The sequence below is a fragment of the Metaplanococcus flavidus genome (assembly GCF_042675885.1).
GTDB lineage: Bacteria > Bacillota > Bacilli > Bacillales_A > Planococcaceae > Planococcus > Planococcus flavidus.
Map to the genome: position 1 here is coordinate 87,331 of NZ_JBHTKI010000007.1, position 24,705 is coordinate 112,035.

Below are 24,705 nucleotides of genomic sequence, written 5' to 3' on the forward strand. Positions count from 1 at the left end.
ATATTCAAGGAAATCCATTATTTAAATAAATTCCTGCGAACTTTTTCTTACTCAATCTCAAATCCCTCCCTTTCGCCTTTATGGGAAAGTACGTTCCCTCTCTCTTTGATTATGATATAATTAACAGTAAATACAGGAGCAGAGGTGAACTGATATGCCCTATGGCTATGAAAAATATCGGCTGCAAAATGGCATCAGCCCGAATACGGTTGTCCATGAAGTCCAGTTGATCCATTCCCTGTTCGCTTTCCTCACCCGGCATTACAAAAAGCGTATTGAGCCGCATGAAATTCGGCCAGCGGATATCCAGCTATTTTTACAGGAACAGCGTGCTAAAGGCATCAAAGACAGCACATTGAACAGAAAAATCATCTTCATCCGCCAATGGTTCGATTATATGTGGCGAATCGGGCGGATTCCTGTCGATTTTATGCCGAAATTCAAATTTTCCGAGAAGCTGGACCTTACTCCCCCTGACATTCATCTGGATTATGGCACCTTGCTGGAGAAGAAAGAAGCCGTCCTGGCATCGGATCAGCTGTCATTGAATGCCAAGATCCTCTACCTCCTTTATATGCGGGGACTCCGTCTTCGGGATATGGCTTCGATTGACATCAGCTCTTTTGAAGACAAAGGCCATAAGTTGACGCTCGCCTTTGAAAAGAAAGACGGTTATATGAGCCGCATCGATTTTACCGGTAAAGAAATTACGATCCTGCTTGAAGGAATCGAACGCGCCATTTTTCGGGGCACGCCTTATCTCCTGTCTTCCAAAGTGAATAACGAGTACACCATGTTCCAAATGGGTTCGCTTTCAGATTATACAGAAGCGCTGTCTTCTTTTATCGGTGTGCCGATGCGTTCAGGAGATATCCGTTTCGCTTATGTCCATTATCTCTATTCAGAAGAACAGAAAAACCTGGAGGAAATCCAGGAAATTCTAGGTGTATCGCTCGATTCCGCTTCCCGGATCCTGAAGGATTCCTTGCAGCGTCTGAAGAAATAATTCAGTAGAAGTATTTTTAATAAGCGATATTGCGCAAAACAGCTTCGCTTGCCTGGGGGCTCGCGCTGAGCTAACTCGGTCTCGTTTCACTTCGCCCGAGTGGATCTCAACACTTCGCTTGGTCCCCTGGGCGTCTTTGCTGTTTTGCTCCATATCTCAGATATTCTCTCTGCAAATAATAATTCTTTAGCTTTACTTATAAAGTCATCATTGGTTTAATATAAATTTAAAAGAAGGAAACGGCTGAGAAATTATTCTCAGCCGTTTCCTTCTTTTTTTCCTGCCTGTCCTAAGCGAAGAAACCAAAATTCAGAGCCATACTCAATACTACCAGCGTGTGAAAGACAACAAACCACATTCCTTGTCTGTTCAGCCGCTCGTAATTTTCATATTGCATGTGGTTTCACCCTCTCTTTTCTTTTCATTATACCGAATATTCAGTTATATTTCAATACTTAACGCCTACTATATTTAATCAGTTATAATTAAGTCATAAAAAAAGATACAGGAGGGATTTAGATGAAGAAAGCTTTGCTGGTGGTGGATTATACAGTGGATTTTGTAGCTGATGAAGGCCGCCTTACGTGTGGCAGGCCCGGTCAGGCAATCGAAGATAAGATCTGTGAATTAACAGAACAATTTCTCAAGCAAGAGGACTTTGTGGTGATGCCGGTCGACCTCCACGAAGAAGGGGACGTCCTTCATCCCGAGCATAAACTGTTTCCCCCTCATAACATCAGAGGAACCGCTGGCCGGGAATTATACGGCAGATTGAAAGGCCTGCATGAAGCCAATGAAGAAAAAATCGTCTGGATGGATAAGACCAGATACAGTGCCTTTGCCGGTACACCGCTTGAATTATTGCTACGCGAACGGAACATAGAAGAAATCCATATTATCGGTGTGTGCACCGATATCTGTGTGCTGCATACAGCAGTCGATGCTTACAATAAAGGTTTCAATATTGTGATCCATAAAGATGCTGTCGCAAGTTTTGATCCCGAAGGCCATGATTGGGCATTGAGGCATTTCGCCAATACCTTGGGTGCAGAAGTTTTATAAATTTTTCCTTCTCGATGTTTTGAATCTCCTGAATAAGGTTATATCTGTAGTGTAGCACTTATAACTACTACAAAAGGAGATGGAAAACGATGGGCTTTATTTTATTCTTAATCATGGGCGGTATCATCGGTTGGCTAGCAGGACTTATTTTAGGTAAAGATATTCCAGGTGGTATCATCGGCAACATTATCGCAGGTATTATCGGAGCATGGCTGGGAAGCCTGATCCTTGGAGACTGGGGTCCTGAAATCTGGGATGTCTACATTGTTCCTGCATTAATAGGAGCTTTGATCCTGGTATTTGTCTTAAGCCTGATTCTTGGTTCAATGGGCAGAAAAAACCGCAACCGTACGTAATTAAATGGAGTATCAAAAAAAGAGTGGACATTGTGTCCACTCTTTTTTATGTTTTATTTTCCAAATTGGTCTTCATACAGCTTGTGGTAATGCAAAATATCCTCTACGTATTCATCGCTGTGATTATACTGGAAAATAGCTTTTTCAAGTTCTCCGTCAGCTGCCCCGTTCTTCGACAAGTAATTGGCTGCACTATAGAGTGCATCAGTCAGGTTATAGGGATCGGCTATGCCATCGCCGTCACCGTCAATGCCGTATCCTCCATATGCCTGAATAATATCGGGATCTTTTTTTTCATCTTCAGGAATTCCCCCCTGGCCCAATCCACTGCATGTCGGATGGCTCCAACCGACAAATGTGCATGGCATGAACTGCATATGGCCTTCAGCACCTACCGGTGATAATAAGGGATCCATCGTGGAGAATCGTGTTTCCACTCTATGATGGGCGGCCAGCAGCGTCCACGGGATGCCATATTCTTCTGCGGTTTCTTTATACAAGGGAATATATTCCTCCGGCACTTCCACTTCCCTGAATAGATTCGGGGTTTCTTTAATAGCCGTCATGACTGTATCTGGATTAAAAATAGTATAGACGGTAATAAATAAAGTCACGCCCACAATGAGTGCCGGGAATAAAATGAGGAGAAACAGCAGTTTGAACTTGTTGCCTTTTTTCAATTTGTTCTTTTTCTTCTTCATGTGTTCACGCCCAGTTGCTTTTTTCTCTTCAGTTTAACACAACCCCCCCTTTTATTCTGCTTCAACCGGGACTATCTTTTGAATGGATCCAGAGGTAAAGTGAAAGATGGAGGTGATATAGATGTGGAAAGATTTTAAAGATTTTGCTATGAAAGGCAATGTATTGGACCTCGCCATAGCAGTTGTCATCGGTGCCGCTTTCAGTAAAATCATTACTTCTTTGGTGGAAGATCTGATTATGCCGGCAGTGGGTTTGCTGTTGGGCGGATTCAGTATCGCCGGAGCAGAATACCAGGTCGGGGATGCCACTTTAAGGTATGGGGCATTTTTACAGTCGGTATTGGACTTTTTAATAATTGCATTTTCTATCTTCCTGATCGTACGGGTGTTTATGAATTTCAGAAGGAAAGAAAAGATGCCTGAAGAAGAAACTGTGCCGGAAATGGATAAAAAAGAGGAATTACTCGTAGAAATACGCGACCTGCTGAAAAAGCAGCAGCTGTGAAACTCCAAAAAAAGGCTATATTCCCTATCGGAATATAGCCTCAGCTTGTTGAGAAAGTAAAAATGAAAACCGATATTCCGCAAAACAGCTTCGCTTGCCTGGGGGCTTGCGCTGAGCTAACTCGGTCTCGTTTCACTTCGCCCGAGTGGATCTCAGCACTTCGCTTGGACCCCTGGGCGTCTTCGCTGTTTTGCTCCATATCTCAGATTGCTTTCTCTAAAAGCATACACTTTTAAGTCAATTTCAAGAAACAAGTATTCCGATTTTACATTGAACACGAGTGAAGCGTCCGTCTAAAACGAAATGACTTTAGAAGTGGACAGTTTCTCGACAGCCTCAGGCTATATTCCCTATCGGAATATAGCCTTTTAAACTATTTATTCAATTCATGACTACTCAAGCAGCTCCTGCATGTCCTGGGCAATTTGCTCCACCGGTACATCCGTAAAGCCATCGTAATTATGTGCAATATTTCCGGTTCCATCGACCAGGTAAAAGCTTGTGCCGTGGACGACCTGATTGCTCGCCGGATCATCTTTCACAAACGCCTTGAAATTGTCTTTTGCATATGTTGCGATGTCATCCTGGGAGTAACCGGTCAGTAAATGCCATTTAGAAGGATCCGGAACATTGAATTTATCCAGATAGTCAGCCAATACTTCCGGTTTATCGGTCACAGGGTCCACACTGAATGCAACGATTTTATAGTCTTCAATGCCCTGCGCCTCCAATTCCTCCTGAATTGCCACCATATTAAATGTCATCGGCGGGCAAACCGTTGTGCAATTGGTGAAGACGAATGTAGCCAGCCACGGGCTGCCTTTCAAATCTTCAAGTGATACTTCTTCCCCGCGCTGGTCGGAATGGGAAAAACCTTCGATTGCGGAATCGCCGCAAGCAGCCAAAATCATCATAAGGCTGATCAGGACCAATAGATACAGTTTCTTCATGATGCCGCCTCCACAATACTTACTGCCTCCATCTTAAATGAAGAAACGATTCACGACAACTGCATTCCCCCGTCCTTTGTCACAGATTTGTGAAATCAGAGCCGGATTGCGATCAAAGCTTCATGAATTGCCACAAGCTTGGTTTCAACTCGATGCATCAGATAGAATGATACAAATATTGGGAAACCTACCTCCTGGATCAAACGCATCCATTCTTCCATCCTTTTCTCCTCCTCTACAGTATTAAGAAAAAAGCCCTCCATCTCAGGAGGGCTCCAATTCTTATACTTCGTAATCGACGACGTTCCGTTCAATTACACGTGCACCTTTAGCCACTGCAAAAGGCGAGCCTTCCACTTGAAAAATGTTTTGAGTGATAATCGTCTGCATACCGGTAGCGAGTTCCAGAGCCGTCAGGTCTTCCCTCGGTTCTTCCACAGATAACAAAACGTCCTTTCCTTCACCTGTTTCAAAAATCAATTCCAATGTTTTTGCCATTACCTATTCCCCCTTGGTTTTATTAAGCGTAAATCGATTGATTGGACTGTTTTTCCAGATTGATCAGCGGTTTCGTACCGAAATCCGCCATTACGTTTGCTGTTTCGAAAATCTCAGTGGCTGCTGCACTGTCTGATACATTGTGATATGCCTTCAGTTTCTTTTTCGGTTTGCCCAGTTCATCGACACCATTGTCGAATGTCAGGCGGATGCTTGCGTTCTTGAAGTAGCTGTTTGCCATGTTGTTTCACCTCCTTTCACCCCCTATATAGACAGTTAGGGCAAAAAGGGATACATTTTTAATGAATTATTTTTATTTAGCTCTTATAATGGAGATATCGGAAGGTTAGAGGTGAATAAAGTGGCTTTAGACGGTTGGTTTTTATGGTTCATCCTGTTTTGGGTAGTTGTGCTTGTCGGTTTATTCGCGATCGGCGGCTTTTTCATGTTCAGGAAATTCCTGAAATCGATTCCTAAAAGCGATGGGCTGTCTGATTTGAATTGGGAAGAATATTACGTCGACAAGACGATTCATTTATGGGGTGAGCAAGAAAAAGAGTTGCTGAATGAATTGGTCCAACCCGTGCCAGACCTGTTCCGCCCTGTTGCGAAACAAAAAATTGCCGGCCGGATCGGACAGATTCTGCTCGAAGAGAAAGTCACCAGGATGGAACATCAGCATATTATCAGGGGCTATATCCTGGCCACGCCAAAACGGGATCATAAGTTTCTGCGGAAGAAATTGCATGAACTCGAAATTGATGTCAGCCCGTATGAACAGTATTTTGAGCAATAGAGAAAAGCGCAGTACCCATCAACCGGGTACTGCGCTTTTATGTTTTTCCTGCAGATTTTTGTACTGATAATACATTGCGATACGCCACGGGATGATCATGCCAAAAGCAAGAATCCAGAACATGCCGGCAAGTTCGCCGACATCAATGGTCGAACTGAGTATCACTTTCGCAGCAATGCGCACAAGCAATAAACCAATTAAAATATAAAGAAATGCCTTTGATTGTTTTAAATAAATTTCGCCTTTTTTCACTTCAAATTTCGAAGTCCAGATCAGGACGATTGAAAACACGATTCCCGCTGCGAGTGCTTCTGCAATTTGGGCCGGCGCCACTCTGAAGAATGGGAAAATGAACATCAGAGCGCCGGTGGACATGAACAAAGGCGGCAGCAGTATTTTCTTGACCGAAGCAGGTTTCTTAGCTGCACGCGATCTGACAAACATGGCCAGCACACCCATTATAATAGCCCCAACTGTTGTTATGGCCAGATAGACTTCTGAAGGGATTTCATTAAACATCCAATGCCTCCTCCAGTTCTTCCAGGCGGCTGCGCAATTCATCAATTCTTACAAAACGAACAAACCGATGAATTTCTTTGCCTTCATGATAAATCAGAACGATTGGCGCTGAAAAGAGCAGAAGCTCACCCGCGAGTTCAGGCAACCTCGCTCCGTTTACCAAATAGAAAGGAACTTCGTAATCGCCTTCGAAACCCTCGACTTGCGGACGCAAGCCTTCGCAAACCGAACAATTATCGGTCTTCACAAATAACAGGAAAGATTCGTTCCCCTTGATCATTTGATGGTATTCGTTTATTGAATGAATGGTTTTCATAGCTTTCACCTGCTTTGGGCTCAATTAAAATCCTTGGAAATCACCGAATATCGGACTCAGGATACGGATGAGATACGTCAATCCGTCGAAGAACAGCAAAATTCCGACTGCAATCATGATAAATCCACCGATTTTCATGATGGTGTTATTGTGCTTGCGCAACCATCCAAGACGAGTCACGAAAAACGATAACACGAAGAATGGGATTGCAAATCCAAGAACATAAGCAAGCATATACCAGACTCCCGAGCCGGGATTGGCTGCCGCAAGGGTATAGATGGCGGCGGTAATCGGTCCTGTACACGGCGTCCATCCAGCTGCAAACGCCAGGCCGATGACAAATGTTCCAAGAAAACCGGATGGCCTGTTTTTGAATGAAAACTTTTTATCCGCCATCAGAAATTTCGGCTGGAAAAATCCGATAATCATAAGTCCGAATATCACAATGAATATAGCACCGATCTGGCGAATCAAGTCATCATAAGTGATAAACCATTCATAGAAAAATGACGTACTGAAACCGAGTGCGATAAAAATCGTTGAAAAGCCGAGCAGGAAGAAAAGCGTGTGGAACATGCCTCTGCGCTGCATGACTTTTTTGTCGTTTTTGATTTCATCCAGTGACATACCAGTAATATATGATAAAAATGCCGGATATAATGGCAATGTACACGGTGAAATGAAACTTAGGAATCCTGCACCAAAAGCCAGGAATAGGTTGATATCACTTGCCACTTTCTCCACTCCTTCATTATACTCTATCCATCTTATCAAATTAACTCCAAGAAAACTGCCCTTTTGCCTGTGAACTCTTTGTGAATGACCTGGCCAAAAGCATTTTGGCCAGGTCATTTGCGACGAAGCTAGCGAAGCGATGCAGGAGCAAAGGTTTTAGACACAAGTATTTTGTCCGACGCATTTGCGACGAAGCTAGCGAAGCGATGCAGGAGAATGGGTTTTGGCAAGGAAGGTTTTTATGGAATATCGATTGTTATGGTTCATAAACTCAACATAAAGATTAAATAAAAAATGCGAATGGAGAAAAGCCAGCTTTTCTCCATTCGCATATAAAAGAACAATTATTTTTGTAATTCCACAATGCCATTCTGCAGAAGGTACATCTTATGATAAAGTCCCCGTTCAGCCAACAGCTGCTGATGAGTTCCCTTCTCCACTATTTCTCCCTGGTGCAGAACGATAATCAGTTCAGCATCCTGGATTGTGCTCAGCCTGTGTGCGATGGCAATCGTTGTCCTGCCGCGCCTCATTTTTTCCAAACTCGTCTGGATCGCAACTTCGGTTTCGGTATCGATATTGGCTGTGGCTTCGTCGAGAACCAGAATTTTCGGGTCCGCAGCCATCGTACGGGCGAATGCCAGCAATTGACGCTGGCCGCTTGAGAATGTTGAACCTCTTTCCGTCACTTTATGGTCATAGCCGTCGGGCAATTCCCCGATGAATTTATCGGCCTGCACAAATTCTGCGGCGGCTCGTACTTCAGAGAACATCATTTTCGGATTATACAAGCGGATATTGCTTTCGATTGTGCCATAAAACAGGAATGGATCCTGCAGTACAAGGCCCATCTTCCTGCGCAATTCGGAAGTTCGGTATTCTTTCACTGAACGTCCATCAATCAGGATATCGCCTCGTTCAAACTCATAGAATCGCATAAGCAGATTGATGATTGAACTTTTCCCGCTCCCGGTGTGGCCTACGAGTGCCACGGTCTGCCCCGGTTCAGCGGTAAATGAAATATTTTTCAGAACATCTGCTTTGCCATCATAGGAAAAACTGACATTCCGGAATTCGATGCGGCCATCCAAAATTTCGCTTTCACTATCCTCTTGAGCAGGTGCTTCATCCGTTTCATCGAGTAAATCGAACACGCGCGAGGCAGCGACAATCGCCTGCTGGAAAATCGACAGCCGTTGCATCACCTGGTTGATCGGCTCAAAGAACCGGTCGATGTAAGTGACAAATGCATAAATGACCCCAACTTCAATTGTGGATGAAAATGAAGTGATGCCGAAATAACTAAGCAGCATGATGAGCGCAAGCGTATAAACCAGATCAATTGCGGGACGCAGCAGCAAACCATCGATTTTGATATTGCGCTTGCCCGCATTCCAATGCTTTTCATTGATTTCATTGAACTCGTCCTGCATCCGCCCTTCCTGGCTGAACGCCTGGATCATGCCCATGCCCTGCACAGATTCGGAAATTTTGGCATTTAACTGGCCGAGCCGCTCCCGCAGGTCCTGGTAGAAAATCGAACTGTATTTCCGGTAAATATACATGATCCACAGCAGGATCGGCAGCAGGATAAGCGTGATCAGCGCAAGCTGGACATTCAGGAAGAACATCGCGATATAGACACCGACAATCAGAAAGATGCTCTGGATAAAGCCGATCAGAACGGTAACAAACATTTCCTTGATCGCTTCTGTATCATTCGTCACCCGCGAGACGATTCCGCCCGCCGGAGTCTTATCGAAATAACGCATACCGAGCCGCTGCACTTTCGTAAACACATCGATGCGCATCTGCTGAATAATTTTCAGCGCCGCCTCCTGGAACTTCAATAACTGGAAATAGCTGATGATGACATTTGAAATCTGGATGAATAAATACCCGAGTGCCAGTCCCACGATCGGTCCGGTCGGGAAATTGCCCGGCGTCAGATAATTATCGATAAAAGTTTTGATGAGCAGGGGCCCGACTACATCCCCGATTACTGTCAGAACCAGAAGCAGCATTGCGACTGCTAACATTTTTTTATGTGGCAACAGGTACTGGAGAAGCCGTTTGAAAACAAGCCATTGGTCTTTGCCGGTCAATTCCTTCTGCTTTTCGATCATTTGCTCTCGCCTCCCTGTTCGACGAGCGCTTCCAATTGCTGCAGCTCATACATTTCATAATAAATGCCGTGTTTCTTCATCAATTCCTCGTGTGTTCCGATTTCCGCCACCGAGCCGGCATCCATCACCAGAATCTGGTGGGCATGCTGGATGGCACTGAGGCGATGTGAAGTGATGATGGTTGTTTCACCTGTCCGTGTCTGCTTCAACGATTCGAGAATCGCTTCTTCTGTTTTGGCATCAACTGCAGACAGTGAATCATCCAAAATCAGCAGTTCCGGTTGCATCATCAATGCCCGGGCGATTGAAATCCGCTGCTTCTGCCCTCCTGACAGGGATACGCCCCGCTCCCCGACAATCGTTCCATAACCATGTGTAAAATCCAGAATGTCCTGATGAATATGGGAAAGTTGTGCGGCGTGATGTATTTCTTCTTCTGTCGACTCAGGTCTCGCAAAGGCGATATTGCCTGCTACCGTCGTTGAAAACAGGAAATGATCCTGCGGTACATAGCCGATTGCTTCTCTCAGTTTTTTCTTTTTGTAATCGTTGATCGACCGTCCGCCGAAAGTGATTTCGCCGCTGTAATTTTCAAACTCCCTGAGGAGCAGGCGAAGAATGGCGGATTTTCCTGATCCGGTTTTACCGACAATCCCCAAAGTTTCACCGCGTTTTACAGTAAAATTAACGTTATGCAGCGCTGCCCGGTCATCACCGGTGAATTTGAATTCCTGTAAACTGAAAATGATGTCCCCTTCAGGATGGACATCCAGCGCGCCTTCCTGGTCATCAATATCCGCCGGTTCAGCCAGCAATTGGCGGATCCGGTCGTATGACGCCCGGCCACGCTCCACAATATTGAAAAGCCAGCCGAATGCCAGCATCGGCCATACCAAAAGCCCAAGATAAGCAGTAAAAGCGATCAAATCTCCGATCGTCATGTCGCCGTTCGTGACGAAATAAGAGCCGAATCCGATGGCCAAAAAATAACAGATGCCGATAATCGCTGATATGGTCGGGTCGAATAACGAATCGACTCTGGCCACTCGAATATTTTCATCCACTACTTTTTTTGACAGAGCCCGGAAATCTTCCACATCTTCTTTCTCCTGGCCAAAAGTCTTGATCACTTTCATACCGGAAATACTTTCCTGGGTTTTGTCGTTCAAACCGGAAAATGCTGCCTGGGCATCATGAAAGCGTTGATGCATCAATCGGCCGTAATAATTAGTCATGTACGCCATTAAAGGCAATGGCAGCAACACGATCAATGTCAGTTTCCAGTCAATCGTGATGGCCATCGCGGCGATGACAAATCCACCGGTAGCCAAGGAATCGAATAGCGTCAACACTCCGGCGCCGGCAGTCATTTGCACTGCCTGCAAATCATTGGTGGCATGCGCCATCAGATCCCCTACACGCCGCTTCTGATAAAAGGATGGAGACATTTGGGTAAAATGATGAAACAATTTTTGCCGCAGATTACGCGCCAATACGATGGATGAACCGAAAATCATCAGCCGCCATGCGTAGCGCAGTACGTACATAATCAGGGCGGAACCAGCCAGAATACTGAGCCATTTGATGAGATAAGCCGGCGTAAGTGTCCCCTGACTTATTTCGTCCACCACAAAACCGATGATGCGGGGCGGCAGAACACCGATGGCCGCAACAATCAGCAACAGGAAAATGCCAATGGCGTATTGCTTTTTCCGTTCTTTAAAAAACCAGCCTAATTCCAAAAAAACGCGCATCCGTTCGTGCTCCCTGCTGTATATTATTGTATGTATCTAACTTTTTCATTTTAGCAAATTTTTGGACAAAATAGGAAGAAGTATTTCGTTTCAAGAAATAAATCCGCCTTTGGTTGTAGAATACAAACAATTGGAAAAAGCCTCTACAGAATATGAATTCTGCAGAGGCTTTAGATAATGTGATTCATTTTTATTTCTCAATCAGCGTTTTCGCCTGGTCCAATTGGATGCGGACCTGGGTAAAGCCTGTGCCGCCGAATGAGTTTCTTCTATCAACAGCAGTGCGCGGCTGTAAGGTTTCATAAATATCTTCTTCGAGCAGAGGACTGGCAGCTTTCATATCTTCAAGAGGCAGGTCTTTTAAATAATAGCCCCGCTGGATGCAGGTGAAGACCAATTTGCCGGTCACATCATGCGCTTTCCGGAAAGGCATCCCCTTAGCCGCCAGATAATCGGCAAGTTCGGTTGCATTGGAAAAATCCGACGCGACCGCTTTTTCCATGGATTCCGTGCGAACCTTCATCGTGCGCACCATTCCTTCGAAAATCGGCAGCGACCCCATCAAGGTATGGACAGTATCGAACATGCCTTCCTTGTCTTCCTGCATATCCTTATTATAAGCCAGCGGCAAGCCTTTCAACGTCGTCAGCAAGCCAAACAGATTGCCGTAGACACGACCGGTTTTGCCGCGGATCAGTTCTGCCATATCCGGATTTTTCTTTTGCGGCATGATGCTTGATCCAGTGGCGAACGTATCGTCGAGTTCGATGAAACGGAATTCCTCACTTGACCACAGGATAATTTCTTCCGCAAAACGCGACATGTGCATCATCAGCATCGAAGCATTCGACAGGAATTCAACGATAAAATCGCGGTCGCTGACGGCGTCGATGCTGTTGGGATAAACGCCGGCAAAACCGAGATGCTCTGCTGCCAATTGGCGGTCAATCGGAAATGTCGTACCGGACATCGCTCCCGCTCCGAGCGGAGACACATCGATACGCGCCATGGATTCCTGCAAGCGATCTTTATCCCGTTGCAGCATCCAGAAATACGTCATCAGATGATGGCCGAATGATATCGGCTGGGCACGCTGCAGATGGGTATAGCCCGGCACTATCGTTTCAATATGAGTTTCCGCCTGCTCTACGATTGCCTGCTGGAAATGGTTGATGGCTGTAATTATTTCGCTGACCCGGTTTTTCAGGTACAGATGCATATCGGTCGCCACCTGGTCGTTGCGGCTTCTTCCGGTATGGAGCTTGCCGCCGACCGGGCCGATTTCATCAATCAGGAATTTTTCCAGATTCAAATGGATGTCTTCGTTTGCTGCGCTGTATTCGAGCTCACCAGCTGCTGCTTTTCCTTTTAAGGTTTCAAGGCCCGAAAGAATAAGTGATATGTCATCTTCAGAAAGGATTCCACAGGCGCCGAGCATTTTGACATGCGCTTTGCTGCCTTCGATATCTTCCATCACCAGCTTTTGGTCAAAGCCGATTGATGCACCAAACTCATCTACCCATTGTTCGGCCGATTTCTGAAAGCGGCCTCCCCAGAGCTTGGTCATGATTTCACCTCTTCTTTCACCTGTTCGGTGACAGGCACCGCCTTTTTATTGACCATCGCATTGACGACTGTCGGCAGTCCCCATAACTCGATGAAACCTACGGCAGATTCGTGATTGAATGTGTCATCTGTGGAATAAGTCGCCAATTGCTCGCTGTACAATGAATTCGGAGACTTGCGCCCTTCGACGATGGCATGGCCTTTGAACATCTTCACTCGCACAGTTCCATTGACGAACTCCTGTGTTTCTTTTAAAAAAGCTTCCAGTGCTGTGCGAAGTGGTGAGAACCATAAACCTTCATAAATCATTTCAGTCATTTTTTTCTCGATGACCGGCTTGAAATGCGCCATTTCTTTGACCAGCGTAATGTCTTCCAATTCTTTATGCGCAGCGATCAGGGTCATGGCAGCCGGGGCTTCATAAATTTCACGGGATTTGATGCCAACCAGACGATTTTCAACATGATCGATACGACCGATTCCGTGTTTTCCGGCGACGTGGTTCAATTCGAAAATCAGTTCTTTGAATGTATAGGAAATGCCATCGAGTTTGACCGGCACTCCTTTGACAAATTCGATTTCCACCGTATCCGCTGTATCGGGAGTGTTTTCAAGTGCATTCGTCAGTTCATAGGCTTCTTCCGGTGGTGTTGCCCATGGATCTTCCAGAACGCCGCATTCATTGGCGCGGCCCCAAAGATTCATATCAATCGAAAACGGGCTATCCAGATTAACAGGAATCGGCACATTGTTTTCTTTGGCATACGCAATTTCTTCATCACGTGACCAGCCCCATTGTCTTACGGGAGCTACGACTTCAAGATTCGGATTCAGTGATTTGATCGACACCTCAAAACGCACCTGATCGTTTCCTTTGCCTGTGCAACCGTGGGCCACAGCAGTTGCGCCGCTCATTTCAGCGATTTCCACAAGCTTTTTCGAGATCAGCGGACGGGATAACGCGGACACCAACGGGTATTTCCCTTCGTATAATGTATGTGCCTGCATGGATATTAATGCATAATTATCAGCAAATTCATCTCTGGCATCGATCATATAACTTTCAACCGCTCCAACCTGCAGCGCTTTTTTCTTGATAAACTCCAAATCTTTGCCTTCTCCAATATCGAGGCAGACCGCCACTACGTCATATCCTTCTGATTTCAGCCACGGAATGGCCACCGATGTATCTAGTCCACCTGAATAGGCAAGAACGATTTTTTTATTCAATAGAAAAACCACCTTTGTATTTTTATACATTAATTAAAATTAATATACACAGAATATCATGCTCAAAAAATTAGCGCAAGTGGTAAGGGTTAAAAAACGCAAAAAAAAACGGTGGAATTGGATTCCACCGTTGTTCATTATTATTGGATATTCTACTGCTGAAATTCATCGGGACCAATAGGCAATTTACGCCTCCCTATAATGAAAGATCCCTTTGTCATCCATACTCTCCGTAATGAGTCCATCTTCAAGCAGATAATCGATCTGTCCGATTGTTTCAGAAAGAGTCAAGCCCAATTCCTTTTCATAGGCATGCGGAAATAGTTGTTTCGTCAAGTCGTAGATTGTCTTATCTTCATTGCCGATCATCGCCAGCACTTTCATTGCCCGCTGATGCTGTTTGGCAAGTCTTTCGGTAATCAATTCATGGACATTGTGGACATCCTCTCCGTGCCCGCTGTAAATCACTTCAATCGGCATTTTCAGAAGCCGGCCGAGAGATGCGTTATATTGCAGCAAGGATTTGGGACGGCCCATCGATGGATCGAGGGGCGGCTCAATCAGCGGATTGGAGGAAACTTTTGCGATAACGTGATCTCCCCCGATCATCTCTCCGCTTTCTTTGTTCCAAAAAGACAGATGGCTCTGTGCGTGACCGAGCGTCTCCATTACTTCCCAGCCAGGATGGCCAGGAAGAGCATCCCCTTCGTTAATGGTCATATCAAGCGGACGGCTGCCCATCAGAGTAAGCGGACGTTTCATCCGTTTGATCCAAAGATGGTGGTCATCCGGAACCCCTTCTTCTTTCAGGCGCTCCAGATAGAATGCATCATGAAATTCAAAAAATGCCTCATCTCTCCGAAGCCAAAAATCGTTATAAGGATGGCCGTATAATTTGGCGTTGTCAAAACCGTCGATCCAGCCGGCATGGTCTGGATGGTGATGGGTTAACACCACCTGCTCAATATCTTCAGCACGCACCCCCGCTTCCTTCAGTCCAAATTCTAAAGCCTGCCACGCTTCCGGTGTTTTTGGCCCGGCATCGACCAATGTCAATGCGTCGCCTTTCAATAAATAGGAATTTACATCGCCGACTGCAAACGGCGTAGGAATAATTATTTTATGTATGCTCACGGCTTTTCTCTCCTTTGAAAATGAATCACTGTTCATCTATCATACCCTTTTCAAAGCCCGGCGTCATCCCGAAACCTCATTTGACATTCAATTGGGCTGTCCGTATAATTTATATAGATAAGTTAGCGATGATAAAGATCAGTACAGATGGTGATGGTGCAAAGAGAGTGCTGCTAAAGCTGAAAGGCGCACCCCCGCTCCCGTCTGGAACCTGCTTTTGAGCTGCCGTGCAAACACGGCCGTAGATCCGCGTTAAGGGTATCGAGTGGTGTCTGAATTGACAAAGCTGGGTGGTACCGCGGAAACAAAGCGTTTTCGTCCTTGAGGAACAGGGATGAATGCGCTTTTTATTATGATAAAAGGAAGTGGAGAAAGATGAAAATTGTATGTGTAGGAGCCGGGTCAATGGCTGAATCCATGATTCATGGATGGATCAATAAAAGAATAATGAAACCTGAGGAAATTTCGGTGATGAACAGATCGGACCAGGAGCGTCTGGAATTTTTACACGATGAATACGGTGTCAATATCGTCGATGAAGATAAGACGGAATTGAAAGATGCTAATTTTATCCTGCTGGCGATGAAACCGAAAGATGTTGCCGTTGCCCTCGCAGGCATCAAAAAGAAACTTACCGGCAATACGGTGATCGTCTCTGTAGCGGCAGGTGTCTCGATCGAAACGATTCAGCGCCATGTTGGGAACTTTCCTGTGGCCCGGGCGATGCCTAATACATCGGCTCAAGTTGGAAAGTCAGCAACCGGTGTTGCCTGGAGCAAATTTGTGACGGTCGATCAGCAGCACGAATTGCGCAAGCTTCTTACTTCCATCGGCAGCGTTACTGTAGTTGAAGAAGACCAATTGCACGCTTTGACCGGCGTAGCGGGAAGCGGTCCGGCTTACCTTTACTATTTTGCTGAAGCAATGCGCGAAGCAGGTGTCACCAACGGACTTTCAGCGGCTGATGCAAAAAAACTCGTACGCCAGACATTTCTTGGAGCTGCAGAGATGATGCAGCAGGAAGACTTTGCAGAATTGCGTATAAAAGTGACGAGCCCGAATGGCACCACTGCAGCCGGCCTTGATTCACTGGCAGATAACGATTTCAAAGGCATCGTTGAACAATGTGTCACTGCCGCAGCAAATCGCTCGAGGGAACTTGGAAAAGAATTCAAATAAATCAATCGCTATAGCCACAAATGTCAAGAGGAGGCATTATCCATGGTAAAACTTTTTGAACCGATGACAATCAAGGGTGTGACTTTCAAAAACAGAATTGTGATGGCTCCGATGTGCATGTACCAGAGCGACCAGGAAGACGGATCCATCACTGACTGGCACCGCATCCATTATCCAAGCCGCGCAGTCGGCGGCACAGGATTGATCATTTTGGAAGCGACAGCTGTCCAGCCTCAGGGCCGCATTTCATCTCACGATCTGGGCATCTGGGAAGACAGCCATATAGATGGATTGGCGGAGATTGTCCGTTTGACGAAGCTGAACGGTGCGAGAGTCGGCATCCAGCTTGCACATGCAGGCAGAAAAGCGACCGTTGATGGAGAAATCCATGCTCCGAGCCCCTTGCCTTTCAGCGATAAATACAAGAGGCCGACTGAAATGTCGAAAAAAGACATCCAGCAAACAGTAGAAGCCTTCCGAAAAGCTGCCATCCGTGCCGACAGTGCCGGATTCGATGTTATTGAGCTCCACGGCGCCCACGGCTATTTGCTGAATGAATTTTTGTCGCCTCTGACAAACAAACGGACCGATGTATACGGCGGCAGTGCTGAAAACCGCTACCGCCTGTTGCGTGAAGTTACCGATGCAGTGAATGAAGTCTGGGACAAGCCTCTATTTGTCCGTATTTCCGCCCATGATTATACAGAAGGCGGAATGACTCCGGACCACTATATTGAAATGGCCTTATGGATGAAACAGCAAGGTGTCGATTTGATCGATGTCAGTTCAGGTGCTTTGGTGCCTGCCAAAATTCCTGTATATCCAGGTTATCAAGTGAATTTTGCCGAGACCATCAAACATCAGGCCGGAATCGCGACCGGGGCCGTCGGTCTGATCACCAGTCCGCTTCATGCAGAGGAAATTCTGCAGAACGGACGCGCAGATATGATCTTTCTGGCCAGGGAATTGCTTCGGGACCCTTATTGGGCCTTCCGGGCTGCCAAAGAATTGGATGCTGAAATTGAAGCTCCGGTCCCTTACGAACGCGGATGGGTATAAGTCAGTTGCAAAATAGACTGGATTTAGTATAATAAGGATAGTATAAAAAACCGAATGCATAAGCATTCGGCCAGCTGCATGCCGCTTCGAGAGCGGTTGGCTGGAATTCCAGGCATTAAATAACCGTCATTCCACGCCACATGGGACGGTTATTTTTTTTTATTTGTGACTAAAATCATTGAAAGGATCAGTGTCAAGCCGCTCATTGTCAGCCCGATGCTTGTGAAGACCAATCCGAATGATTCGTAAATCGTCATATCACCACCCCCTTTCCTGGGGAATGGCCAAACCGCCCTCATGCAACTGTACCTTTATTTTACCACAAAACGAACGTTTGTTCTATTATTTAGTTAAAAATATTAAATATTATCCATTAATATGAAATTTCATAATTTTTTATAGAAAAAGTTTCTAAATTTTTTATGTATTGTTTGAGTTTCTTCTATATAAAGTATATTCATCCCCATGCGACCTATACATAAGTCACTGTAAACAAAAAAAGCCTTTGTGCATAAAGGCTTTCTGTTGGATCCCTCTTATTTCTTCTTCAATGCATGGTCATGAATTTTCCAGTCGAACTCATCGAAATCATGGGCAATAAAACTGTCTGCATGGACTTTGCGCATTTCTTTAACAAGCTTCTTTTCATCTTCCGGTAAAAATCTGGAACTCAAATGATTGACGATCAGCGTTTTCACGGAAGCCAGATTGGCGATCTCGGCAGCATCCCTGATTGTCGAATGGCCATATTCTCCTGCCAGCTTTTGTGTATCCGCATCGAATGTCGCTTCGTGGACCAGCACATCCGCCCCGCTTCCCAGCTCAATGGCAGCCTGGCAATAACGGGTATCCCCAAGAATCGCTACGATAAACCCTTTATTTTCCGCCTCAGTTACTTCGCTGCTCTTCACCAGTCGCCCATTCTCAAGCAGGACGTCTTCACCTGCTTTTAATTTTGCCAGTAAAGGGCCTTTCGGAACACCCAAGTCGCGCGCCCGTTCAATCAGCAGCTTTGGAGGCAGCGGTTTTTGTTCAATTCGGAAGCCATAGGATGGAATGACGTGATCCAGTTTTGCAGCTTGCACTGACACCTCTTCATCCTCAAAAACCAGTCCGTCGAGTTCCTCTATAAAATGAATCGGATAATTCAAATGAGTTCTGCTGATGCGGAGTACGCTCTCAACATATTCCCGAATACCCGGAGGTCCATAAATTTCGACCGTTTCATCGCCGCCCTGAAAAGAGCGGGAACCCAAAAATCCGGGCAAGCCGAAAATATGGTCACCGTGAAGATGGGTGATAAATATCTTCTCGACTTTCCGTGGTTTCAATGTGGTATGCAAAATTTGATGCTGTGTAGCTTCACCGCAGTCGAACAGCCAAACCGCTCCGCGTTCCTCCAGCAATTTTAACGCCAGTGATGATGTATTCCGCTGTTTGGACGGCATCCCGGCCCCGGTCCCCAGAAATAATAATTGCATAGTTCTCCTACTTTCTGTCGTGATCATGGTCATCAAGAAAATCTTTGCTGAAACTCGTTTTTGAATCAAAATTCGATTTTTTCAATTTTGTTCCTTTTGACAAGACACTTTTCCCGAACTTTTTCTCAAGTTTGGACATCAGATCAAGAATTGGTTCGTCTTTTGCGTGTTCCTGGAAATTGAACAGTGATAATTGCTCGGTCATTTCCCCTTTATCAACGACATTGGAAACCGTCACCCCAACAAGGCGCAATGGCTCGCCATTCCAATGTTTCGTAAAGAGATGCCAGGCATTGCGGTTGATATCTTCAGCTTTCCACACCGTGTTCTTTAATGTCACACTGCGAGTCCGGTTCTGCCAGTCGGAGCTGCGGGTCTGGATGCTGACGGTCGGACCCGCCAGTTCTTTTGCTTCGAGCCGGTTGGCCACTTTTTCGCTGAGTTGACGAAAAATTTTTTGGAGATTTAGTTCATCTGTTTCATCGATCGGCAACGTAGTGGATGTTCCCACACTTTTCGTGTCATAAATCGACTCGGGATCCACTTCCCTGCTGTCGATGCCTTTTGCTCGTGCCTGCAGCCGGATTCCGTTTTTGCCCATTTTCTCTTTTATCAAACCGGGATTGGCGGTAGCAAGATCGCCGATGGTCAAAATTTCCAGCCTTTTCAGTTTTTCTGCTGTACTGTCACCGATACCATGCATTTCAATTACAGCCAATGGCCAGAGCAATTGCTGAATATCTCTTTTACGAAGAATTGTAATGCCCATCGGCTTTTTCATATCGGAGGCGGTTTTTGCCAAAAATTTATTGGGTGCGATGCCGATTGAACAAGGCAGATCAAGTTCTGCTTTGATGCGATGCTGAAGCTCTTCGGCAAGAGCGGGGGCTGAATGTTCATCCATTAAATCCGTAACATCCAAAAAAGCCTCGTCTATCGAGACAGGTTCCACCATCGGAGTATAGGAACGGAGTATGTCGAACATCGCTTTGGAAGCTGCCCGATACCGTTCGAAATTCGGCGGCATTAAAATTAAAGCTGGATATTTTCGCTTTGCTTCGTGCACCTGCATTGTCGTGTAGATACCATGTGCACGGGCTTCATAGGAGCAAGTCACAATAATGCCGCGCCGTTCTTTCGGATTTCCGGCAATCGCCAGAGCTTTCCCTTTTAAAGCCGGATCATGCGATTGTTCCACAGAGGCATAGAAACTATTCATATCGATATGGAATATAACTCGGCCCGCCATTGCAATCGCTCCTGTTGTTTTTTTTAAGTGTATCATAAAGAAAAGCGATAGTGAGAGACAGGCCCAAACTCGTTTGGGCCTGTCTCTTGCGACGAAGCAGCGCAGCGATGCAGGAGCATCGGTTTTCAATGCAACTAATGAGACCTCAGGCCGTTTCGCGCGGAAAGCGACCGCCTAGAGCACAATGATTGGAGAAGTTGTCGGTTTCTCAACAGTTAGAAAAAGAGAGAACATACATCCTAACGGGTTCCGTTTCCTGTCGAAAAACTAAAAAATGTATAACAAAATGACTGGCAAATTGTACGCTGATTTTTCGGTCTTTTTTTGTCGGTATATCAAGGTTTTCACTCAAATCCTATCTTTTTTTGTAATGTAATTGATACCTCAATTTGTTAGCAAACAATCAGTAGTGTAAGGCGACAAACTGCATTACAAATTATCTTACATAAATTTACCTGAAAAAGGGAGATGAACAAATGAAAATCGAACCAAAGCGAGAAAATGAGAAGAAAAAACGCCACCCGAAGGCAGCGTTAGTTCTATATAGAATGTTTTTTACCAAAGTGGTTTTTGTTCATTTGAAAGTTTTATTGTATACGGCATTATGACAAACATAATTAGAGCAAATAAAATTCCAAAAGAAATATAAACTGTGTCACTTAAATCGAAAAAGGGGCGTGAAAATAGAAGTACGATTAAAGAGGCAAAAAATACAAAATATATCGCTTTACTTTTTTTTAGCATTACATATTGCCTCTCTCCGCAATTCGGACACTTTTTGTTATTCGTAACTCCAATTTTAAACGTATCGAACCAACTCCATTTATAATCACAGTTTTCACAGTTTGGCATTATTTTTCCTCTCTTCTTTGAACTTCAGAATATTTCGCTATTACCCATTATACATTTTTTCCATTTAAAAACCAAATTACCTTTAAATAATGCTAAAAAACACCTCACTGTGGAAAACCTGAATTACCAGTAATCATCACAAAATGAGGTGCAGATTGTTATACATATTTAATTAAATTTTTGGGTGCATTTTAACGTTTTGCGACAGGAAAAGGAACCCGTTACATACATCCTGTTCTCTCTTTTTCATATAGTTATTCGATTAGGAATTCGTGGTTTCCTTCACAATTTCAATCAGCAATTCAGTCAACTTTTCCAATTCTTCAATCGGCATGCGTTCACTCTTTGTATGGATTTCTTCATAACCGACACACAAGTTGACTGTCGGAATTCCAAACCCGTTGAAAATATTGGCATCACTTCCCCCGCCGCTCGTCAAGACAGGAGATGGGCGCCCAATTTTCTCTGCGGCCCGCTTCGCAATTTCAACGACTGGTTCATCTTCCCCAAAATGGAAGCCGGGGTACATCAATTTGACTTCGGTTTTAGCCGAGCAGCCGAAACTTTCAGCAGTATCTTCAAAGACACTTTCCATATGGGCAGTCTGTGCAGCGAGTTTGTCTTCAGAGATGGAACGCGCTTCGGACAGGATATTCACTTCTTCACAAACAATATTCGTCGCTTTTCCGCCTTCAAAACGGCCGATATTGGCAGTCGTTTCCGAATCGATGCGTCCAAGTTTCATCGATGAAATGGCTTTGGCCGCAATATTGATTGCAGAAACCCCTTTTTCCGGAGCTACACCGGCATGAGCGGTTTTGCCATAGATGGTCGTCCAGATTTTTGCCTGGTTTGGAGCAGATGTCACGATGCCTCCAACTTTGCCGTCGCTGTCGACCGCATAGCCGAATTTGGCGAACAGCAGTGAAGAATCGAATTCTTTTGCCCCCGCCAAACCGCTTTCTTCTCCAGCGGTAATGACCAATTGAATATCACCATGTTCGATTTGCTGCTCCTGAATCGAACGGATCATTTCAAACAATGCCGCAATGCCCGCTTTATCATCGGCGCCGAGTATCGTAGTGCCATCAGAATAGACGTAACCGTCACGAATTTGAGGCTTTATCTCGTTTCCAGGTACAACCGTGTCCATATGCGCCGTGAAATAGATCGGCGGAACATCGGTGGCCGAACCGCGGAGCGTGGCAACCAGGTTATTCGCCCCATGGCCATTCCGCAGGGATGAATCGTCTTCCGCTACATGGAATCCCAGCACTTCAAGCTTGTTTTTCAAAACCTCTGCAATATGGCCTTCATTTTTGGTTTCAGAATCGATTTGAATCAATTCCAGAAATTCATTCAATAATCTCTCGTTTTTCATCTGTTGCTCATCCCTTCTTTAAAGCGGCATATTGCCATGTTTTTTTGCCGGCCGTGATTCTTTTTTATGGCGCATCATTTCAAGCGCCTGTATCAATTTGATGCGCGTTTCGCGTGGATCGATGACATCATCCACCATGCCGCGGGCAGCTGCCACATAAGGATTGGCGAATTTCACGCGGTATTCCTCGATTTTCGCCGCCCGTGTCGCTTCGGGATTATCGCTTGCAGCAATTTCCCGTGCAAAAATAATATTGGCTGCCCCTTGTGGTCCCATCACGGCGATTTCGGCATTCGGCCAAGAATACACCAGATCAGCACCAATCGACTTCGAATTGAGTGCAACATAGGCACCGCCATATGCTTTACGCAAAATGACAGTCATTTTTGGAACTGTCGCTTCTGAATACGCATAAAGAATCTTGGCTCCGTGGCGAATAATTCCGCCATGCTCCTGTTTGATTCCCGGGAAAAATCCGGTTACGTCTTCAAATGTGATTAACGGAATATTAAATGAGTCACAGAAACGGATGAACCGTGCCGCTTTATCGGAAGAGTCGATATCGAGGCCCCCAGCCATAACTTTCGGCTGGTTGCAGACAAGACCGACTGTTTCGCCTTTGATGCGGGCAAGTCCCACTACGATATTGCGGGCGAATTCCGGATGCACCTCCATAAAACTGTCGAGATCCACAACTTGCTCCACCACTTTCCGCACATCGTAGGGACGTATCGCTTCAAATGGTACAACGTCGGCAAGATCCGGACGGTAATCATCCGCATCATCAGTTTCCAACCGCGGTGGCAACTCCTGGTTGTTCTGTGGTAAGTAGGCGATCAGCCGGCGCACCATATCCAGGACTTTTTCTTCTGAGTCCGACCGGAAATGGGCATTGCCGCTGATGGCAGTATGTACACGTGATCCTCCCAGATCTTCGGAAGAAATCTTTTCGCCGGTAACCGTTTCGATGACTTTCGGTCCTGTGATGAACATCTGGCTCGTTTTGTCGACCATGAACACGAAATCCGTAATGGCCGGTGAATAAACAGCACCGCCGGCAGAAGGCCCCAAAATAACTGAGATCTGCGGAATGACCCCGGAATAGATGGAATTCCGATAAAATATCTGGCCATAGCCATCAAGCGACAAAACACCTTCCTGAATACGGGCGCCGCCTGAATCATTCAATCCGATGAACGGAGCGCCATTTTTGGCGGCAAGATCCATCACATTGGCAATTTTCATGGCGTGCATTTCACCCAGCGCACCCCCGAAAACGGTGAAATCCTGTGAAAATAAATAGATCGGGCGGCCGTTCACTTTGCCGTAGCCGGTTACTACCCCTTCACCGGGACCTTCCGGCAAATCAAAATCAACTGTGCGATGTTCAACAAACGGGTTCAATTCAACAAATGAATCTTCGTCTACCAGCAGATCTATGCGTTCGCGTGCCGTCAACTTACCTTTTTCATGCTGCTTGTCAATTCTCTCTTCTCCGCCGCCGAGCTCAATTTTCCTTTTGCGGTCATATAATTCATTTATTCTTTCATAAATATCCATATTGCCACCCCTTATTTACTGTTTCTGACACAATTCATAGAGTACGCCATTTGATGATTTAGGATGCATAAAGGCCACCAAGGCACCTCCAGCACCCTTTTGCGGCTGGTCATTCAATAACTGGACGCCATCCTTTTTTAATTCTTCCATGCGCTGCTCGATATTTTCCACGCCGAAAGCGATATGATGGATGCCTTCGCCTTTTTTCTCGATGAATTTGTGAATGGCACTGCTGCTGTCCATTGGCTCAAGCAGCTCCAGCTTGATATTGCCGGCATCAATAAAAGCCACACGCACCTTTTGGGATGCCACTTCCTCGATTTTCAGCAATGGGCAGCCGAGTGTATCTGTGTAATAAGGAATAACATCATTCAGGTTGCTTACTGCAATTCCGATATGATCGACTTTCTTCATAAGTATACCCCACCTTTTTTCTGCTTCTTTCTTATTGTACCGATTCACAGACGAAAACTCTAGTTGTGGAAAGATATTTGACACAAAGGACTTGCCTCTTCAAAAATGCTGGAATTTATGTTATTCTACGTGTAAGTTCAAATGCACATAAAGGAGATTATTGATTAATGAGAAATCAGACTTTCCGTAAAGTCATCGTTTATGCGATGGTCGCGTTAATGCTTCTGTCCAGTTTAATGATGGGATTAAGTTTCGTAATTTAGAAGATAAATTATA

The 24,705-nt window shown here is 45.4% G+C and carries 28 protein-coding genes; 9 read left to right on the forward strand and 19 right to left on the reverse strand.

Translation table 11 applies throughout. The features are described 5' to 3' along the window. Positions 1-154: 154 nt before the first annotated feature. The 3 genes from ACFQ1X_RS04310 (at position 155) to ACFQ1X_RS04320 (ending at position 2,424) form a co-directional block, all read left to right on the forward strand. Positions 155-1,006, forward strand: coding sequence for a site-specific integrase (locus ACFQ1X_RS04310; RefSeq protein ID WP_144840250.1), 852 nt, complete (start codon positions 155-157; stop codon positions 1,004-1,006). Between the two features lie 519 nt (positions 1,007-1,525). Next, a complete protein-coding gene (locus tag ACFQ1X_RS04315) occupies positions 1,526-2,068 on the forward strand; it encodes a cysteine hydrolase family protein (RefSeq protein ID WP_144840249.1) in 543 nt (180 codons plus the stop codon). An 89-nt stretch (positions 2,069-2,157) separates the two neighbouring features. Next, entirely contained in the window at positions 2,158-2,424 is a 267-nt protein-coding gene (locus ACFQ1X_RS04320; RefSeq protein WP_144840248.1) for a GlsB/YeaQ/YmgE family stress response membrane protein, read from the forward strand. Positions 2,425-2,477: 53 nt separating this feature from the next. Here the strand turns inward: ACFQ1X_RS04320 and ACFQ1X_RS04325 are convergent, their stop codons facing one another. Further along, on the reverse strand, positions 2,478-3,125 hold the full coding sequence (locus tag ACFQ1X_RS04325) for a lytic transglycosylase domain-containing protein (RefSeq protein WP_144840247.1): 648 nt from the start codon (positions 3,123-3,125) through the stop codon (positions 2,478-2,480). Between the two features lie 121 nt (positions 3,126-3,246). Between ACFQ1X_RS04325 and mscL the strand changes: the two genes are divergently transcribed. After that, positions 3,247-3,630, forward strand: coding sequence for a large conductance mechanosensitive channel protein MscL (gene mscL, locus ACFQ1X_RS04330; RefSeq protein ID WP_144840246.1), 384 nt, complete (start codon positions 3,247-3,249; stop codon positions 3,628-3,630). 392 nt (positions 3,631-4,022) lie between these two features. Here mscL and ACFQ1X_RS04335 read toward each other — a convergent pair whose 3' ends face one another. The 4 genes from ACFQ1X_RS04335 to ACFQ1X_RS04350 all read right to left on the reverse strand — a co-directional run bounded on the left by ACFQ1X_RS04335 (position 4,023) and on the right by ACFQ1X_RS04350 (position 5,319). Continuing rightward, the gene (locus ACFQ1X_RS04335; protein WP_144840245.1) at positions 4,023-4,580 is read right to left on the reverse strand and encodes an SCO family protein; all 558 of its coding nucleotides are present in this window, start codon (positions 4,578-4,580) and stop codon (positions 4,023-4,025) included. Positions 4,581-4,675: 95 nt separating this feature from the next. After that, positions 4,676-4,801 carry a YvrJ family protein gene (locus ACFQ1X_RS04340; protein WP_144840244.1) on the reverse strand — a complete coding sequence of 42 codons (126 nt, stop codon included), beginning with the start codon at positions 4,799-4,801 and terminating at the stop codon, positions 4,676-4,678. Positions 4,802-4,862: 61 nt separating this feature from the next. After that, positions 4,863-5,078 carry a DUF2922 domain-containing protein gene (locus ACFQ1X_RS04345; protein WP_144840243.1) on the reverse strand — a complete coding sequence of 72 codons (216 nt, stop codon included), beginning with the start codon at positions 5,076-5,078 and terminating at the stop codon, positions 4,863-4,865. A gap of 22 nt (positions 5,079-5,100) precedes the next feature. Next, a complete protein-coding gene (locus ACFQ1X_RS04350; RefSeq protein WP_144840242.1) occupies positions 5,101-5,319 on the reverse strand; it encodes a DUF1659 domain-containing protein in 219 nt (72 codons plus the stop codon). Positions 5,320-5,439: 120 nt separating this feature from the next. Here ACFQ1X_RS04350 and ACFQ1X_RS04355 point away from each other — a divergent pair, with 120 nt between their 5' ends. Beyond that, positions 5,440-5,874: a DUF2621 family protein gene (locus ACFQ1X_RS04355; protein ID WP_144840241.1), complete on the forward strand. Its 435-nt coding sequence runs from the start codon at positions 5,440-5,442 to the stop codon at positions 5,872-5,874. 18 nt (positions 5,875-5,892) lie between these two features. On the opposite strand, the gene ACFQ1X_RS04360 is transcribed toward ACFQ1X_RS04355, so the two are convergent. From ACFQ1X_RS04360 to ACFQ1X_RS04395, 8 genes are all read right to left on the reverse strand, one after another. Continuing rightward, entirely contained in the window at positions 5,893-6,393 is a 501-nt protein-coding gene (locus ACFQ1X_RS04360) for a CcdC family protein (RefSeq protein ID WP_144840240.1), read from the reverse strand. Next, positions 6,386-6,709 (reverse strand): thioredoxin family protein, encoded by a 324-nt coding sequence (locus tag ACFQ1X_RS04365; protein WP_144840239.1) that lies wholly within the window; start codon positions 6,707-6,709, stop codon positions 6,386-6,388. The genes ACFQ1X_RS04360 and ACFQ1X_RS04365 overlap by 8 nt, the downstream gene beginning before the upstream one ends. A gap of 24 nt (positions 6,710-6,733) precedes the next feature. Beyond that, positions 6,734-7,444: a cytochrome c biogenesis CcdA family protein gene (locus tag ACFQ1X_RS04370; protein WP_144840238.1), complete on the reverse strand. Its 711-nt coding sequence runs from the start codon at positions 7,442-7,444 to the stop codon at positions 6,734-6,736. 344 nt (positions 7,445-7,788) lie between these two features. After that, entirely contained in the window at positions 7,789-9,570 is a 1,782-nt protein-coding gene (locus ACFQ1X_RS04375; protein ID WP_379081518.1) for an ABC transporter ATP-binding protein, read from the reverse strand. Continuing rightward, positions 9,567-11,324, reverse strand: a complete 1,758-nt coding sequence (locus ACFQ1X_RS04380) for an ABC transporter transmembrane domain-containing protein (RefSeq protein WP_144840237.1) — start codon at positions 11,322-11,324, stop codon at positions 9,567-9,569. Before ACFQ1X_RS04380 ends, ACFQ1X_RS04375 begins: the two co-directional genes overlap by 4 nt. Before the next feature lie 190 nt (positions 11,325-11,514). Continuing rightward, positions 11,515-12,891 (reverse strand): argininosuccinate lyase, encoded by a 1,377-nt coding sequence (argH, locus tag ACFQ1X_RS04385; protein ID WP_144840236.1) that lies wholly within the window; start codon positions 12,889-12,891, stop codon positions 11,515-11,517. After that, positions 12,888-14,150 carry an argininosuccinate synthase gene (locus ACFQ1X_RS04390; protein WP_379081522.1) on the reverse strand — a complete coding sequence of 421 codons (1,263 nt, stop codon included), beginning with the start codon at positions 14,148-14,150 and terminating at the stop codon, positions 12,888-12,890. The genes argH and ACFQ1X_RS04390 overlap by 4 nt, the downstream gene beginning before the upstream one ends. 156 nt (positions 14,151-14,306) lie before the next feature. Continuing rightward, on the reverse strand, positions 14,307-15,254 hold the full coding sequence (locus ACFQ1X_RS04395) for an MBL fold metallo-hydrolase (RefSeq protein WP_144840234.1): 948 nt from the start codon (positions 15,252-15,254) through the stop codon (positions 14,307-14,309). 375 nt (positions 15,255-15,629) lie between these two features. Between ACFQ1X_RS04395 and proC the strand changes: the two genes are divergently transcribed. Together proC and namA are read left to right on the forward strand one after the other, a co-directional pair. Beyond that, the gene (gene proC, locus ACFQ1X_RS04400; protein ID WP_144840233.1) at positions 15,630-16,433 is read left to right on the forward strand and encodes a pyrroline-5-carboxylate reductase; all 804 of its coding nucleotides are present in this window, start codon (positions 15,630-15,632) and stop codon (positions 16,431-16,433) included. 42 nt (positions 16,434-16,475) lie between these two features. After that, a complete protein-coding gene (gene namA, locus ACFQ1X_RS04405; RefSeq protein WP_144840232.1) occupies positions 16,476-17,492 on the forward strand; it encodes an NADPH dehydrogenase NamA in 1,017 nt (338 codons plus the stop codon). A 536-nt stretch (positions 17,493-18,028) separates the two neighbouring features. Here the strand turns inward: namA and rnz are convergent. Next, positions 18,029-18,973: a ribonuclease Z gene (gene rnz / locus ACFQ1X_RS04410; RefSeq protein ID WP_144840231.1), complete on the reverse strand. Its 945-nt coding sequence runs from the start codon at positions 18,971-18,973 to the stop codon at positions 18,029-18,031. Positions 18,974-18,980: 7 nt separating this feature from the next. After that, positions 18,981-20,222, reverse strand: a complete 1,242-nt coding sequence (locus ACFQ1X_RS04415; protein WP_144840230.1) for a DNA polymerase IV — start codon at positions 20,220-20,222, stop codon at positions 18,981-18,983. 476 nt (positions 20,223-20,698) lie between these two features. Here ACFQ1X_RS04415 and ACFQ1X_RS04420 point away from each other — a divergent pair, with 476 nt between their 5' ends. After that, a complete protein-coding gene (locus ACFQ1X_RS04420; RefSeq protein ID WP_379081611.1) occupies positions 20,699-20,830 on the forward strand; it encodes a hypothetical protein in 132 nt (43 codons plus the stop codon). Here the strand turns inward: ACFQ1X_RS04420 and ACFQ1X_RS04425 are convergent. The 4 genes from ACFQ1X_RS04425 to mce form a co-directional block, all read right to left on the reverse strand. Further along, a complete protein-coding gene (locus tag ACFQ1X_RS04425) occupies positions 20,778-21,074 on the reverse strand; it encodes a TIGR04104 family putative zinc finger protein (protein ID WP_144840229.1) in 297 nt (98 codons plus the stop codon). The two genes, ACFQ1X_RS04420 and ACFQ1X_RS04425, sit on opposite strands and share 53 nt — an antisense overlap. A 262-nt stretch (positions 21,075-21,336) precedes the next feature. Next, the gene (locus ACFQ1X_RS04430; protein WP_144840228.1) at positions 21,337-22,455 is read right to left on the reverse strand and encodes a M20/M25/M40 family metallo-hydrolase; all 1,119 of its coding nucleotides are present in this window, start codon (positions 22,453-22,455) and stop codon (positions 21,337-21,339) included. Between the two features lie 18 nt (positions 22,456-22,473). After that, positions 22,474-24,015, reverse strand: a complete 1,542-nt coding sequence (locus tag ACFQ1X_RS04435) for an acyl-CoA carboxylase subunit beta (RefSeq protein ID WP_144840227.1) — start codon at positions 24,013-24,015, stop codon at positions 22,474-22,476. A 15-nt stretch (positions 24,016-24,030) separates the two neighbouring features. Next, entirely contained in the window at positions 24,031-24,429 is a 399-nt protein-coding gene (gene mce / locus ACFQ1X_RS04440) for a methylmalonyl-CoA epimerase (RefSeq protein ID WP_144840226.1), read from the reverse strand. Positions 24,430-24,596: 167 nt separating this feature from the next. Between mce and prli42 the strand changes: the two genes are divergently transcribed. Beyond that, positions 24,597-24,692, forward strand: a complete 96-nt coding sequence (gene prli42 / locus ACFQ1X_RS04445; protein WP_154718724.1) for a stressosome-associated protein Prli42 — start codon at positions 24,597-24,599, stop codon at positions 24,690-24,692. The last annotated feature ends 13 nt before the right edge of the window (positions 24,693-24,705 follow it).